The organism is Halomonas sp. HL-93 (assembly GCF_900086985.1).
In the GTDB taxonomy this organism is placed as follows: Bacteria; Pseudomonadota; Gammaproteobacteria; order Pseudomonadales; family Halomonadaceae; genus Vreelandella.
This window is the reverse complement of the sequence record NZ_LT593974.1, coordinates 2,919,253-2,933,006: the sequence shown is the minus strand read 5'-3', so window position 1 is coordinate 2,933,006 and position 13,754 is coordinate 2,919,253. Positions and strand designations below refer to the sequence as shown.

At 55.2% G+C, this 13,754-nt stretch carries 13 protein-coding genes; 7 read left to right on the top strand and 6 right to left on the bottom strand.

All coding sequences use genetic code 11. The annotated features are described in order from the left end of the window. Positions 1–39: 39 nt before the first annotated feature. Positions 40–1,089 (bottom strand): SPFH domain-containing protein, encoded by a 1,050-nt coding sequence (locus GA0071314_RS13600; protein ID WP_074397151.1) that lies wholly within the window; start codon positions 1,087–1,089, stop codon positions 40–42. A 2-nt stretch (positions 1,090–1,091) separates the two neighbouring features. Then, a complete protein-coding gene (locus tag GA0071314_RS13595; protein WP_074397150.1) occupies positions 1,092–1,583 on the bottom strand; it encodes an NfeD family protein in 492 nt (163 codons plus the stop codon). A gap of 124 nt (positions 1,584–1,707) precedes the next feature. On the opposite strand from GA0071314_RS13595, the gene copM reads away from it, so the two are divergent. Next, positions 1,708–2,139: a CopM family metallochaperone gene (gene copM / locus GA0071314_RS13590; RefSeq protein WP_197668815.1), complete on the top strand. Its 432-nt coding sequence runs from the start codon at positions 1,708–1,710 to the stop codon at positions 2,137–2,139. Between the two features lie 182 nt (positions 2,140–2,321). Here copM and GA0071314_RS13585 read toward each other — a convergent pair whose 3' ends face one another. From GA0071314_RS13585 to GA0071314_RS13575, 3 genes are read right to left on the bottom strand one after another with little or no spacing between them, the layout of a single operon-like run. Next, a complete protein-coding gene (locus GA0071314_RS13585) occupies positions 2,322–2,894 on the bottom strand; it encodes a LemA family protein (protein ID WP_074397149.1) in 573 nt (190 codons plus the stop codon). A gap of 30 nt (positions 2,895–2,924) precedes the next feature. Continuing rightward, the gene (locus GA0071314_RS13580) at positions 2,925–4,067 is read right to left on the bottom strand and encodes a hypothetical protein (RefSeq protein ID WP_074397148.1); all 1,143 of its coding nucleotides are present in this window, start codon (positions 4,065–4,067) and stop codon (positions 2,925–2,927) included. 13 nt (positions 4,068–4,080) lie between these two features. Next, a complete protein-coding gene (locus tag GA0071314_RS13575) occupies positions 4,081–4,263 on the bottom strand; it encodes a hypothetical protein (protein ID WP_074397147.1) in 183 nt (60 codons plus the stop codon). A gap of 312 nt (positions 4,264–4,575) precedes the next feature. Here GA0071314_RS13575 and GA0071314_RS13570 point away from each other — a divergent pair, with 312 nt between their 5' ends. Beyond that, on the top strand, positions 4,576–5,292 hold the full coding sequence (locus tag GA0071314_RS13570) for a trimeric intracellular cation channel family protein (protein ID WP_074397146.1): 717 nt from the start codon (positions 4,576–4,578) through the stop codon (positions 5,290–5,292). Here the strand turns inward: GA0071314_RS13570 and GA0071314_RS13565 are convergent. Then, positions 5,289–8,243 carry a hypothetical protein gene (locus tag GA0071314_RS13565; protein WP_074397145.1) on the bottom strand — a complete coding sequence of 985 codons (2,955 nt, stop codon included), beginning with the start codon at positions 8,241–8,243 and terminating at the stop codon, positions 5,289–5,291. The genes GA0071314_RS13570 and GA0071314_RS13565 overlap by 4 nt on opposite strands. A 107-nt stretch (positions 8,244–8,350) precedes the next feature. On the opposite strand from GA0071314_RS13565, the gene GA0071314_RS13560 reads away from it, so the two are divergent. From GA0071314_RS13560 to GA0071314_RS13540, 5 genes are all read left to right on the top strand, one after another. Next, a complete protein-coding gene (locus GA0071314_RS13560) occupies positions 8,351–9,064 on the top strand; it encodes a DUF3581 family protein (RefSeq protein ID WP_074398535.1) in 714 nt (237 codons plus the stop codon). Positions 9,065–9,191: 127 nt separating this feature from the next. Next, the gene (locus GA0071314_RS13555; RefSeq protein WP_074397144.1) at positions 9,192–10,175 is read left to right on the top strand and encodes a TRAP transporter substrate-binding protein; all 984 of its coding nucleotides are present in this window, start codon (positions 9,192–9,194) and stop codon (positions 10,173–10,175) included. Between the two features lie 49 nt (positions 10,176–10,224). After that, complete coding sequence (locus GA0071314_RS13550; protein WP_074397143.1) at positions 10,225–10,788, top strand: TRAP transporter small permease; 564 nt, start codon at positions 10,225–10,227, stop codon at positions 10,786–10,788. Beyond that, positions 10,785–12,050 carry a TRAP transporter large permease gene (locus tag GA0071314_RS13545; RefSeq protein ID WP_074397142.1) on the top strand — a complete coding sequence of 422 codons (1,266 nt, stop codon included), beginning with the start codon at positions 10,785–10,787 and terminating at the stop codon, positions 12,048–12,050. The genes GA0071314_RS13550 and GA0071314_RS13545 overlap by 4 nt, the downstream gene beginning before the upstream one ends. A 181-nt stretch (positions 12,051–12,231) precedes the next feature. Next, on the top strand, positions 12,232–13,731 hold the full coding sequence (locus GA0071314_RS13540; protein ID WP_074397141.1) for a CoA-acylating methylmalonate-semialdehyde dehydrogenase: 1,500 nt from the start codon (positions 12,232–12,234) through the stop codon (positions 13,729–13,731). The last annotated feature ends 23 nt before the right edge of the window (positions 13,732–13,754 follow it).

Here is a 13,754-nt window from a genome sequence, read left to right as displayed (position 1 = left end):
TAGCGCGTAACTTTGCGCCTACGCTCACCATGCTTACTGTTAGCTGGCGGCACCGCCAACGATCCCGCTTTGGAAGCCGCTTTCGCGACTGCCGTTGCGGTTTTTAAGGTGGTTGGCCACGGTATCTTCCGGCGAGCCTGCCATTTCGCGGAACATGCCCATGGAGCCAAGCAGCGCAGACGATTCGTAGGGCACGAAAACCCGCTCTCCATCTTTCGCCATATTGGGCAGGCCTTTGATGTAGCTTTGGCCGAGCAGATAACCCACCACGGTGCGCTTGTTCTCTTCGCTGTCGCCAATCGCGCTGAGCACCAGCTTGATAGATTCCTGTTCGCCCTGGGCACGCAGAATCGCCGACTCTTTATCGCCTTCGGCGTTCAGGATAGATGATTCCCGCTGGCCCTGGGCCATAGCGATAGCGGCGGATTTCTCGCCTTCCGCCTCGGTAACAGTGGCACGCCGCTTACGCTCGGCGGCCATTTGTAGGCGCATGGCGGACTCGACCTCATCCGGCATGGCGATATCCTGTACTTCAACGCGGGAGATTTTGACGCCCCACTTGGAGGCAGGCTCTTCCATGGCCGCTTGGATCTCATTGTTGACTTCCGCGCGGGACTCAAACAGCTTATCCAGCTCCATCTTGCCGACCACCGAACGTAGCGTGGTCTTGGCCAATACTTCCACGGCTTGGCTCATGTTCTCGACTTCATACACCGCGCGCTTGGGATCGATGATTTGATAGTAGAGCGCGCCATTGATGCGCACCGTGACGTTATCGGTAGTCACCACCGGCTGACCGGGGAAGTCCATCACCGTTTCACGGCGGTCGATACGGATTTCGTCGGTGGTGATCGCAGTATAGTCCTCGCCCATCTTGCGGTAACGCAGCATGGTGATGGCGCGTGGTTGTTCGATAAACGGAATGATTATATTGATGCCGCTTTCCAGCACGCGATGAAACGAGCCAAGGCGTTCAATCACCATGACCTCTGATTGACGAACGATCACCAGACCTTTCGAAATGATTAATATGCCGATGACGACAATAATCAGGCTTATCAGTAAGCCTGGGCTAATGGGTAAATCCATTTTCATAACTCCTTGCGTTGGGAAACATCATCCTGACGAGCGGTGTCGGTGGGTGCGAGACTGACGAGGGCTGTTGTGCCGTCAAAGCGTTTAAACAGCACGGAGGTGCCTTGCGGTAGGTTGGTGTCACCGCTTTCTAATACTCGCAACCGATAAAAATCACCGTTGACCTTGATACCGGTAGCGTTATCGAAGTCGCGTTTCAATGTGGTGTAGTGGTTGCCTTTCTCAACGCCGGTGCCGGTGGTGCCGTAGGCCACGCCCTTGGGTGAAAAGTGCGGGCGAATGACCATTACCCCCAAGGGGACCAGCACACCGGAAAATACCCCCATGCTGACCAACTGCCAGGGTAGTGTCAGGCCAAGCGCCGTTACCGCTGCCGTGAACGCGGCGGCAACCCCCAAGGCAAGCAGCAACATCGCCCCAGAGGTTAACTCCGCCAAACTCAGCAGTAGGGCAATGACTAGCCAGCTATACGCCGGATTCCAATCCATGGGTACTCCTCTGCAGTACGTAAGTGATGATGCGCTTAGGGTAACTCACTTGGCGCGTCTTGACCTGTGGGCTGCCAGTAGGTTTTAAACTTTAATTTCCTGTATTGCTAATAGGATCATTGTTATGCCGTTTTATGGTATCAACAAACAAGCACCTGCTTTCCGGTCACTCCTCACATTGAAAATGGCTGTAAACGTGTGTGCTGTGGCAGGAGTGCTGGTAGCGCCGTATGTCATTGCCCAGGAAAATGATCACCATGGCCGCCACGGCGAGCACAGTGCTGCTGAACAGCACGGTGATAACCCTGCCGTAGCCGCCTACCAAGCCGCCAGTGATCGTATGCATGAAGATATGGCAATGGCGCTGACTGGCAATCCTGATGTGGATTTTGCACAAGGCATGATTCCCCATCACGAAGGCGCGATTGCCATGGCTGAAATTGTACTGGAGTACGGCGAAGACGACGAAATTCGTCAATTAGCAGAAGAGATTATTGCCGCCCAGGAGGATGAAATCGCCTTCTTGAAAGAATGGTTGGCCAGAAAAAAGGATTGATATAGGAGCTACCTAAACCCCTGTCTTAAAATTCAGCAGACTAGTCGATAGGTTGGAGCCGAATATATCTACTGTTGGCGGATTAATGATCCGGCTTTAACAATATTGCTGGCCATTTGTCCATGCTGGTTAGATAGGTGGGGGCTGAAGTGGTTCGTACCATGTCTGTTGCAGCCCTTTTTTTATAGGTTGGGGCGGTACTCAAAGGAAGCGGAAGCCTCGTTATCAAAAAATACCTGAATGCGTTGTTTACGCGGAGCAATGGTATTGACCATATTGTTTGGAAAGGCGTCTATTCGCGAATTGAAAGAGGCTACTTGAGCGTTAAAGATACGCAAAGCTGCTGCTAGATTATCTTCTAGTTCAGAGAGTTCGCGCATATAGCCGCGAACGACTTCGCTGGCTTGGAGCTCGGGATAGTTCTCCACGGTAAAACGCAGCCCACGCATCAACTCCGCTCCTTCGCGTTGTGCATCCTGAAGTGCAGCACTATCAATTTCATTCGGTACACTCCGGTTGAAGAGTCCGTCAAGGTTCTCGCGCATGCGAGTCAAGCGCTCCTGAGTCTCTTGCTCGTACTCTTGGTAGTCTTTGACCTGTTCAAGTAAAGCGGGCAGGGTGCGGAGGATCTGGCGCTCTTGAACCAGTACACCTGCCCACCCTTGCTCGACGCGATTGAAGGCATACATAATACGGTTGTAACTTATGATAGCGCCGAAGAGTAGCGCGGCCGCGATGACAATTATTACTTCCACTTAAATGCTCCTAAGAAATTAAAGTCAGCCTTATTGGCCAGTAGTTGTTGCAGCGACATCTGCTCTATTCACGTTTTGGGTGTGGTGGCCACTGAAGTTGTCGTCGAGATAACGGCGAATTTCAGCGATGCCCGCAAGCAGGGCTTCAGGTCCCTTGGTAATTTGGGGGGCTTTCAATTTTGATATTATTTGGTCATACATCTCAGGTGACCAGGCAGGCGGGTTTTCTCCTCCAACAATATAACTGAAATCGGTGTTAACTCTGTGCGTGACGTGTCCGTTTTGTCCAGTAACTTGGTTGGACTCCCCTGTATTCTCCAGTGCTAAATCAAACAGGTCCGGTCCTGTCCAGGTAATGAACAGATCGTGGTCGGCAGTAACTTGCACATTCATGTCTTTGTACTGCTTGGCCATCTCCACCAGCACTTCCATGACACGGGGTTTAAGAAAGCGTGCCAGCGCCATGTCATCCCCCTCACGTATTGTTAGTTGGTGTGCGAACTCTGGCGAAACGGCATACTCCATGGGGTGTTGCCAATTCTTGCTCTCCCGGGCATTCCAAATGTCCAGTGGTCCATGAGTGAATAGGTTGCACCAGACACCGTTGCGAGCGAAGTGGCGACGATTATCCTCGTTGCCCGTGGACCAATTGAAGCGATAGATGTGGTAATCGAAGCTGCCAACCTCGCTCCTGCCTTGCTTGCAGTAAGACAGTCGACCATTCTTCTTGCTCGTTCGCGAGAAATCCGATACATCAAGCTTGAGTTGCTGCAGTAATTCGCCTGTATCACCAAGATAGGGGGTAAAGCCGCTGTCGATATCGCAATCCTTTGCAAAAAGGCAGTAGCGGAAATGCCTGAGTAGAGCGGCTAATAAAATAAATCCGCCACCTATAAAGATCGAAATAAAAGTTGTTAGAAGGGTAATAGCAGTATAGGGGTGATCTTCTCCAAGCTTGAAGCTTAATCCAAAACAAATCGCAGCGATGGTAAACATGACCATGGCTGCACCGTTAGTATTAAATTGTAACTGGACGCTTTGGTAGCGAGCGCGCTCGACAATAGCAACCAAGTCGTTGGTCGAATGGGCTTGCTCGATATTCGGGCGTTCGCGTTTCATAAAATGATAAGCACGTATTAGTTCAACTATTATATTCGTTTGACTGTTATTCATGATTGCCTGCTATTTATCTTTTGTTGAGCAAAATGCTCGAAAATGAGGTTGTTAAAGGGGGCGCCTGGGGCTGCTCGCCGACGTGGTTCACTTCAATCGCCTGCCAATCGCGATTGAGGCTGCCGTTGCGGCTGGCCAGGTTCAGCGTCAGTTCAAAGGGTTGGGAGAGCGCTTCGCGGTGGGCGAAGTCGATCACCGCGATATCCTCGTAGCCTCAGGGTGAATTGCAGGCCTGTCTTATACGACCCCATCCTGTCAGACATAATCCCGCTCCCTGGATCGTCAACTGATAATAAAAGCGATCAGAGTAGCGAGACGCGGTGGCAGGGCAACCCCTTCACTGCACAAAGAGTTAATATCTTACAAACCGTGTCGGCAATCTCTTACAAAATGGGTGTTAGCTGATTAAAAAATGATCAGTTTGCGCGGGGGAGAGGGGCGGTAATGGTACGCTACTCGACGTCGGGGAAGGGTCAATAAACCATTGATGGTGGAAGGGGGGAGACGCGTGTCGGGTATTGTGTACTGGTTGGATATGACGGGAGTGATCGTCTTTGCGCTGTCGGGGGTTATCTTGGCATGCCGTTCGCGTATGGACCCGTTTGGCATGCTGGTGTTGGCTGCCGTTACAGGGATTGGTGGAGGCACGCTGCGCGATTTGGTGTTGGGGGTTCGGCCGGTATTTTGGGTGGCCGACCCAACGTACCTGTGGGTGATTTTTGCCACCGTGGGTGTCGCGCTGGTGGGATTTCACTATATCCACAGGCTTTCACGGGGCTTTTTGCCGATTGCCGATGCGTTTGGCTTGGCGTTATTTACCGTGATTGGCGCCCATAAAGCGCTGCTTTTGGGCACATCCGGCGTTGTGGCGGTGCTAATGGGCATGATCACCGGTGTAGCTGGTGGCATGATCCGCGATGTACTGGCCCAGCGAGTTCCCATGGTGCTGCGCGAAGAAATTTACGCCACGGCGGCCATGGCCGGGGGGATCGTCTACGTGGCGCTACATGCCTTGCAAGCGCCGCTCACCTTGGCGATTGCCGCCTCGTTAACGGTGACGCTAGGGTTGCGAATTGCGGCGATTCATTGGCAGCTTGCGTTGCCGGTGTTTGCCTGGGTGACGCTACCCCCGAAAACCTCCGATGATGCGGCCGCGCCACTTTCGACGCCGCAAAAAGCCAAAGAGCGGGTCAGGATGATTCGCCATGAGCGCAAGCGGCGCTAACGATGGGCTTCTCGCCAGCGATCGAACCATCGTCTGGGTTGTAAGACTTTCAGATCGGGTTCGCTGTCGATGAGCTCAACGCCTAAGCCCATCGCGCCAAGGTGGGTATATAGCGCGCCATTGGCACGTTTCTGGGCCAGGGTGACATCGGCAAGCAGCAGAAGCGGCCCTCCGGTAAGCGTTAGGTCGTGGAGGCGAATCCGCTCGCCGTCGATGTGCAACTGGGCGTTACCGTTGATGTCGTGCACGTTCAATAGCCTACCCAGCCAGCTGCTATCTCGGGCACGGGCTAGAAACAGCCGAGCCAGTAAGCCGGTATCGCGCATACCAAGGCGTAGTTGGCTGGTGAGGTTGATAGGGTTGCGCCACTCAAGCTGCGCCTCATCCAAGTCTAGTTGTACCCACCAGCCTGCATCCTGAGCGCCTTCTTCGCTCTGTCGAAACACATTTTCAAGACGCAGAAAGGAGTCGTTGGCATTAAAGCGCCGCGTGTCCAAGTCACCCTCGGTGAGATGAAGATGCAGTTCAACATCTCCCTTGAGGCGCTGGTCAAGCAGCGCTAACTCGGCGCCAAAAGCGCGCAGGTTGACCTCGCCTTGAGCGGTCAGTCCCTCCAGCAGCCACTCGCTGGTCAGGCTTGCTTTGCCCCCTAGCAGACGAATACCTGCTTCTTCAGGTAGGTAGCGGTTATAACGGGTAAAGTCAGGAATTTCTGTAATGGGCAGCGCGATACGGGTGGTGAAGTAGGCAGGCACCGGCGATTCCAGTACCTTGCTAAACCGATCAGTTTGAGTCGTAAGGGCAAAGTGACGACCTTCTAGATGTGGCTGATCGTCGTCCTGGCGCATCAGTGTAAAGTGTGGAATACCCAACGAAAGCTGGGCGTGATCAGCAATATCCAGTTGAGCCGTCAGCTCGCCGCGCCCCGTGGCGAGATAGTCTAAAAAACCGACTTCCAGCTGGTTGGCGTTGACCCGAAGGCGGGTCGGTGCCAGCAGGCGATCATCATGGAATGCACCTTGAGCGAATAGCTGGCCGTTGCCCGAAAGCCTTAACCCGTGGGCGTCGGGCAGGAAAGCATTCAAAAAGCCCAGCTGCTGTACGCTGCCCTCCATGGAAAACTCACCGCTGACGCGATTTGCGTCATTGCTTTCGTCACGCTCAAAACGCCCTTCATTGAGTACCAGGATGCTCTGTAGCTGTTCGGTGGGGGCGCCAGTGTCGGCCACTTGCCAACGTAAGCGGGACCCGCTGATATCCAGCGCGGTGCCGTCGAGCGCCGCCTGACGGATCGCCAAGGAAAGCTGAGCATCGCTTTTAAGCGTGCCATGCTGGTTGCTGTGCTGCCAGCGAGTGGTTAGCTGCTCCCCCGCTAAATAGATCTCGCCGCGCATCTGTTGCGTGGTGAAATCAAGCTGGCCGGTGCTGGTGGCTTGGCCATTGAGCAGTTGTAGTGGAGCGGGGGCGGGTAATGCCGCGCCTAAATAAGGTTGTAGTACGCTGATGTTGGGCAGGCGAGCGGATTGCCACGCTAGCCGACCGGTAGCATTTTCTCGCGCTTGCGCGGGGTCAAGCGGGCTGCGCGCAAGGAGGGTTATCGCGGCATCTGCCAGCAGTGTGTTCTGATAATGGTGAAGGGTCGCCTCTGTCAACGCTAGCGTGGCGTCGATGGTGTCCTCCGGGGATAGCTGTGCCGTCAGCGAGCCGCTACCTTGGGCGGTAAAATCAAGCAGCTCTGCGGCCAGTTCGGGGGCTTTAATGGCCAGTGAGGCACGGTGAGGCTGGGCGTCGCGCAGCGTCACGCTGGCGGCAATTTTCCCGTTCCCGGAAAGGCGAACGCCCTGACCGTCCAAGGTGTCTGCCAGGTAACGGTCGAGCATATCCAGGCGGGTTACCTCGCCCTCTATTTCAAGTGTGGCGCCCGTGGGTAGGTCTAACTGGTCTAAGCGCCGATTGGGCATGTGGGTCGCTAGGCGCAGTTGGGTGTCCTTGGCGTAAGGGTGAGTGTCGGCTAGCACCACATCGTTTAACTGGGTGGCAAAGGTAAGCTCATCATCGTCTGCTGCCAGTCTCACGCGCCCTTCACCGACGGCTGAGTGGAGTGGTGGAGGTGCGTGAGGGAGTATCCAACGCGGGGAGTCGCTTCCAAGGGGGTTGAGGCGTTGTTCATCCACTGATAAACGTAGCGCCGGAGCCGTCAGTGTTAGCAGACTGCCGTGTTTTAGCTTGCCTGCGTTAAGCGAAAGCTCGCCCGTTAACGCGCCGTTGCCCTCGAGTGTGAGCCAGGGTAATGCTGTTAAGTAGGGCATGAAGACGTCCCAGGCGTCGGCCTGGGCATCGATCGTCAACTGTGCTGAAAGGCCGCTAAGCAGCTGGGAGATAAGCGCATCGCGTGAGAAGTGCGCGGTGTTCACGCTTTCCAACGTGGCGTCAGCACCTAACTGGATATCGCGCGCCAAGGTGGCCTGGTCGGCTAGACGTACCAGGCGCCCCTGGCGAATATCCAGCGAAAAATGAGGCACCGCTAATGTATCGCGGCTGAGTTGGGTATCCATTACCTGCAACTGGCCTTCGGCTTCCAGCGCAATATCGCCTACGGTCAGGCGGCGAAGGCCGTGCGCGTCTAGCGCTTTTATATGCAACTCGCCGCGCAGCAGGTCTAATAATGACAGCGATAGGGTGGCTCGCTGGGCCTCAATCGCTACCGGCAGCTTATCGTCTTCACGCGCAAGGTAGAGGTTCTCGACCTCCCAGCGCCCAGGGTGCAGGCTTGTGGCATTCGACCAACGCACCTCGACGCCTTCGATCTTTGAAAGCTGCTGCGGCAGCCACTGGCTATTAAGCAGCCATGCGCTCCCGAGTATCCATATGAGGGCCACAGTCAAAGCGCTTAACAGAGTGATAAGCAGGACCCGGAGTAAACGCTTTGATCTATGACGCTGGTTCGGCATACGGCTTCCTTGCAGATGACTCCTGCTGGTCGATGTTTTATGGCATTATGCGCGACGTAAGCCCGCAATTGACTTTTGATTTCAACGCTAAGCAGACAACCAACGCCATGTTTAAGGAATTTTACACGCAGCGCGGAGAGTATGTGGTTATCTCCGCCGAACAGGCCAGCCGCTTCGCCAAAGGCGTCGCGGGTGACTACAACCCGATTCATAACCCTGATGCGCGGCGTTTTTGTGTGCCAGGAGATCTCCTCTTTGCACTGGTGTTGGCAAAATTTGGTCTTTCCCGGCATATGGAGTTTCGTTTCACCAACATGGTGGGCGCCGATACGCCACTGGTGTTTAGCGAAGCGGATAATGGCGAGCTACAGGTATGCGATGAAGGTGGTAAATGCTATTTGCAGGTTACGCGGCGGGGTGAGTGGACCTACGATGCCTCGGTGATAGAAGCCTTTGCCCGCTGTTATGTGGCGTTTTCGGGCAAGAACTTTCCTCACTACCTCAAGCCGCTGATGGAAGAGCACGGGGTGATGTTCAACCCTAAGCGCCCGCTGGTCATTTACGACAGTATGGGATTCTCGCTTGAGCGACTAGACGCTGTATCGCCGGGGTTAACGCTTAGCCACTCGTCATTGGATGTACAAGGCAAACGCGCCGATGCGCTACTTGAATTTGCCATTGAGTCAGCGGGTGAGCCAGTCGGGACAGGCTCTAAAAAACTGGTGGTCAGCGGGCTATGCTCCTACGACGCAGATGAGATGGCGGCGATTGTGGATGAGTTTTATCGACTTAAAGCTGCCTATCTGGCGTCTGTTAACTAAGCTTGCAAACCGAGATGCGACGTTGGTGGCGATAGCTGCCCTCAACGCTTAGTGTAGGGTATTCTTAGCCTCATTCATCATAATGCGGTCCTGCGAAAGAGGCCGCGCGAATTATAAGAGGCGATTTATGAATCACTGCAAACGGTTGACCCTTGCGATTACCGCCACCGCGCTGGCGGTAACATCGTTCAATGCCCAGGCGCGTGATTTTCGTTTAGGGCTGATTACCCCCGCCCAGCACCTGTGGTCGACCGAAGCAGAAGCCTTTGCCGAAACACTTAATGAACGCTCCGACGGCGAGCATAGCGTGTCGGTTTTTCCTGCCCAGCAGTTGGGTAATGAAGCGCAGATGGTCCAGCAGTTGCAAAGCGGCGCGTTGGACATGGCCTTTCTGACCATCGCCGAAATCTCCAACCGGATTCCCGATTTCGGCGCGCTTTATGCGCCTTACCTGGTCGATGATGTCAATCATGCCGCTCGGTTGTTGCGTTCAGACACCGCCGGGGAATTGCTTGACCTAATGCCGGAAGGTGTCGGCTTGGTGGGCGTGGGCTACGGTATGGTCGGCATGCGTCAGGTGCTCAGCCGCGATCCCATCGAGAGCGTTGACGATCTGGAAGGCCAGCGTTTGCGGATTACGCCGTTTGAGCCAATTCGTGATTTCTATACCGCCACCGGAGCGGCGCCGGCGCCGATGCCGCTGCTCGAAGTCTACGATGCCCTGGCCAACGGTCAGGTGGATGCCATCGATATGGACTTCGACTCCATCCTGATTCTCAAATTCTACGAGCAGGCCGAAAACCTGTTGATTTCCAACCACATGATGTTCCCCATGGTGGGTGTGGTATCCGGGCGCGTATGGCGGGAGCTATCCGAAGAAGATCGTGAGTTGATCGATACCGCCATGGCCGAGCACTTGGAAAATGTGCTGGTGGGGTTTGAAGAGAAGGATGCCGCTCAGGAAGAAGAGATTCGCGAGCTGGATATCAATATTGTTGAGGCGGACGCTGAGTTTTTCTCCGACGCGATTGCTGAATGGGAAGATATCTGGGCGCCCAAAGCACCGATGCTTGAAACCCTGCGCGAAGAAGCCGACCGCCTGCGTGAGTAAACCGCTGCTAAGCTAACAACTCGATCACCGACAAGAGTCATCAATCATCATGCTGCAACGCCTTTCCTCGGGGCTTGCCCGCTGTGAAGAGACCGCCGCCGCCGCCCTAGCCGCGGCGGTAACGTGTTTAATCCTGGTCAATATCGCCTTTCGTGTGCTGGGTAACCCGCTTTATTGGATAAGCGAGTTATCCATTTATGCGATGATCTGGATGACCTTCTTGATTGCAGGGGCGGTGTTTAAGCGCCGCCAGGGAGTTGCGGTAACGCTATTAAGCGACTTGTTGCCGCGCAATGGGCGTAAACTGGTCGGCCTCTGGGTGGATGTGATGGTGCTGGTGTTTGCCGTGCTGCTGGTTTGGCTATGCTGGCGCTGGTACCAGCCCTTGGCGCTTGCCCAAGCGGGGTTTGATATCGGTGCGTTTCAGGGGCAAACGTTCAACTTCATCTATGCCGAAAATACGTCGACGCTAGGCGTGAAAAAATTCTGGGCATGGCTGATTGTGCCGTGGTTTGCGCTGTCGCTTAGCCTGCATGGATTGGCTAATCTTGCCCAGTCGATTACCCAGTGGCGTAACCCTGCCGAAGAACCTTCCGCCGAGACATTGCTATGACGCTTGGAGTGTTTTTACTGTTACTCCTCGGCGCCGTGCCGATTGCCTTGGTGCTGGCGCTGACGGCCATGGTGTATATCTATGTGTCGGGCAACACGGTGCTGTTCGACTCCTATCCGCAGCAATTATTTAGCGCCATCGACAGCTACGGTCTGCTGGCGATCCCGCTGTTTATGTTGGCAGGGGAGTTGATGAACGAAGGCGGACTCACCAAACGCTTGATTGCCCTGGCGCGTATCTTGGTGGGCGGCTTCCGGGGCGGTCTTGCTTACATTAACCTAGTAGCCAACATGATGATGGCGGCGATTATTGGTTCTGCCGCTTCGCAAATCGCCATTATGTCCCGCGCCATGGTGCCCGCCATGGAGGAAGAAGGCTACGACACCCCTTACAGTGCCGCGATTACCGCGGCGGGCGGTTTGCTGTCGCCGATTATCCCGCCCTCAATGCTATTTGTGCTGTTCGGCGTGATGGCCCAGGTGCCCATCGCCGAGATGTTTATTGCCGGATTGCTTCCTGGGTTATTGCTGGGCGCGAGTTTCTTTATTGTGATTGCGCTGGTAGGGCTTGTGCAGCAATACCCCAAAGGGCAGTGGCCCAGTCGCCAACAGGCCTTACACGACGCACTTTGGGGGCTGCCCGCGCTGTTGATTCCGGTGATTATCATCGGCGGTATTTTATGGGGGATTGCTACCCCCACCGAGTCAGCGGCGCTGGCCTCCTTGGCGGCGTTAATCATGGGGCGTTTCGTGTACGGCGGCCTGGCTCTTGACCAAATGCCCCAGGTGCTAAAGCGTACGGCGATTAACGCGGGACTGGTGATTATACTGATTGCAGCGGCGGGGGTGTTTGGCTGGGTGGTGGTTTATGAACGACTGCCGCAGATGGCCGCTGCATGGATTGCGGCCCTAACCCACGACCCGTTTGTCTTTTTGCTATTAGTTATCGGTGCACTGCTGTTGGTGGGAATGGTGATTGACGGTATCGCCGCGTTGATTCTAGTGGTGCCCATTCTAATGCCCATTGCAGAAAACCAGTTCGCTATCAGCCCTTATCAATTTGGCGTTGTGGTCTGCTTAACGCTGGTGATGGGGCTGTTAACCCCGCCCGTTGGGGCGGGGCTGTTTATTGCCTCTTCGATGACTGGCGCGCCGCCACTAAAAATCTTCCGCGCACTGCTGCCGTTTTTGCTGGCGACATTAGTAACGCTGGTGCTGTTGGCGTGGCTGCCGTGGCTAACCAACGGGTTAATTAACCGTTAATCTTCGGCAATGAAAGGTGTGGCCACACGCTATTACGCAGGTGGATGTCCGCGCAGTATGGCCATTGGCATGGCAAGGTGGAAAGGCTAATTGACGCCGCGCGATAGTTTCTGTTTACTCAAGGCATGTGAAATTGACGTTTACGTTAACTTGCCAACACAATGATAACAGGAGCTATGCTATGTCCGTTCGCGAAATCCCCATGTATATCGATGGTCAGCCGGTCACCTCTCAAAGCCAGGAGTGGCGCGATGTGGTGAATCCGGCCACCCAGGAAGTCGTGGCCCGTGTGCCTTTCTGCACTGCCGAGGAAGTCGAGCGTGCAGTTGCCAGCGCCAAAACGGCGTTCAAAGAATGGCGTAAAGTGCCGCTGGGCAAACGCATGCGCATCATGCTCAAGCTACAGGCGCTGATTCGCGAGCACACGCCCGAACTGGCGGCGCTGATTACCGAGGAGCACGGCAAAACCCTGCCGGACGCCGAAGGCGAGGTTGGGCGCGGGCTAGAGGTGGTTGAACACGCCTGCTCAATCACGTCGCTACAGCTTGGTGAGTTGGCTGAAAACGCTGCTAACGAAGTCGATGTGTATACCATGCACCAGCCGCTGGGCGTCGGGGCGGGCATTACTGCGTTTAACTTCCCGATTATGCTGCCCTGCTTTATGTTCCCACTGGCGATTGCTACCGGCAATACCTTTGTACTGAAGCCCTCTGAGCAGGACCCAAGCTCGACCATGCGCCTGGTTGAGCTTGCTCATGAAGCGGGCATTCCAGCAGGCGTATTAAACGTGGTCCATGGTGGCCCTGAGGTGGCCAATCAGATTGCCGATCACCAGGATATCAAGGCGTTGTCGTTCATCGGTTCGACCCATGTAGGCTCGCTGCTTTACAACCGCGCTGCCGCGGCGGGTAAACGCATGCAGGCGATGATGGGCGCTAAGAACCATTGCGTGGTGATGCCTGATGCCAACCGCAGCCAGGCGATTGATAGCCTGCTGGGCTCTGCTTTTGGTGCCGCCGGGCAGCGCTGTATGGCCAACTCAGTGGTGGTATTGGTGGGTGAAGCCCGCGAATGGCTGAATGACATTGTCGATGGTGCCCGCAGTATGAAAGTTGGCCCCGGTACCCAGCGCGATGCGGATTTGGGGCCGCTGGTATCTCCCCAAGCCAAAGAGCGGGTCGAGCGGTTAATTACCGCAGGAGAAAAAGAAGGCGCCAAGTTAATGGTCGACGGTCGAGGCTGTTCTGTGGACGGCTATCCGGAGGGTAATTTCGTAGGGCCGACACTGTTTGCCGACGTGACCGCAGAGATGACCGTCTACCGCGAGGAAATCTTTGGGCCAGTGCTCTGCGTGGTGAGCGTGGAAACCCTGGACGACGCCATCGCGTTCATCAACGGCAACCCCAACGGCAACGGTACCTCAATCTTTACCAACTCCGGCTGGGTCGCGCGGCGCTTTGAAACCGATATCGACGTAGGACAAATTGGTATTAACGTGCCGATTCCCGTGCCGGTCGCCTATTTCAGCTTTACCGGCTCGCGTGGGTCGAAGTTGGGTGACCTGGGGCCGAACGGCAAGCAGGCGATTGCCTTCTGGACACAAACTAAAACCGTGACCGCACGCTGGTTCGAACCGGAGAATGTCTCCAGCGGTATTAACAGCACGATTTCACTTAGCTAACGTCACTTGCCTCCTTCCCCTCT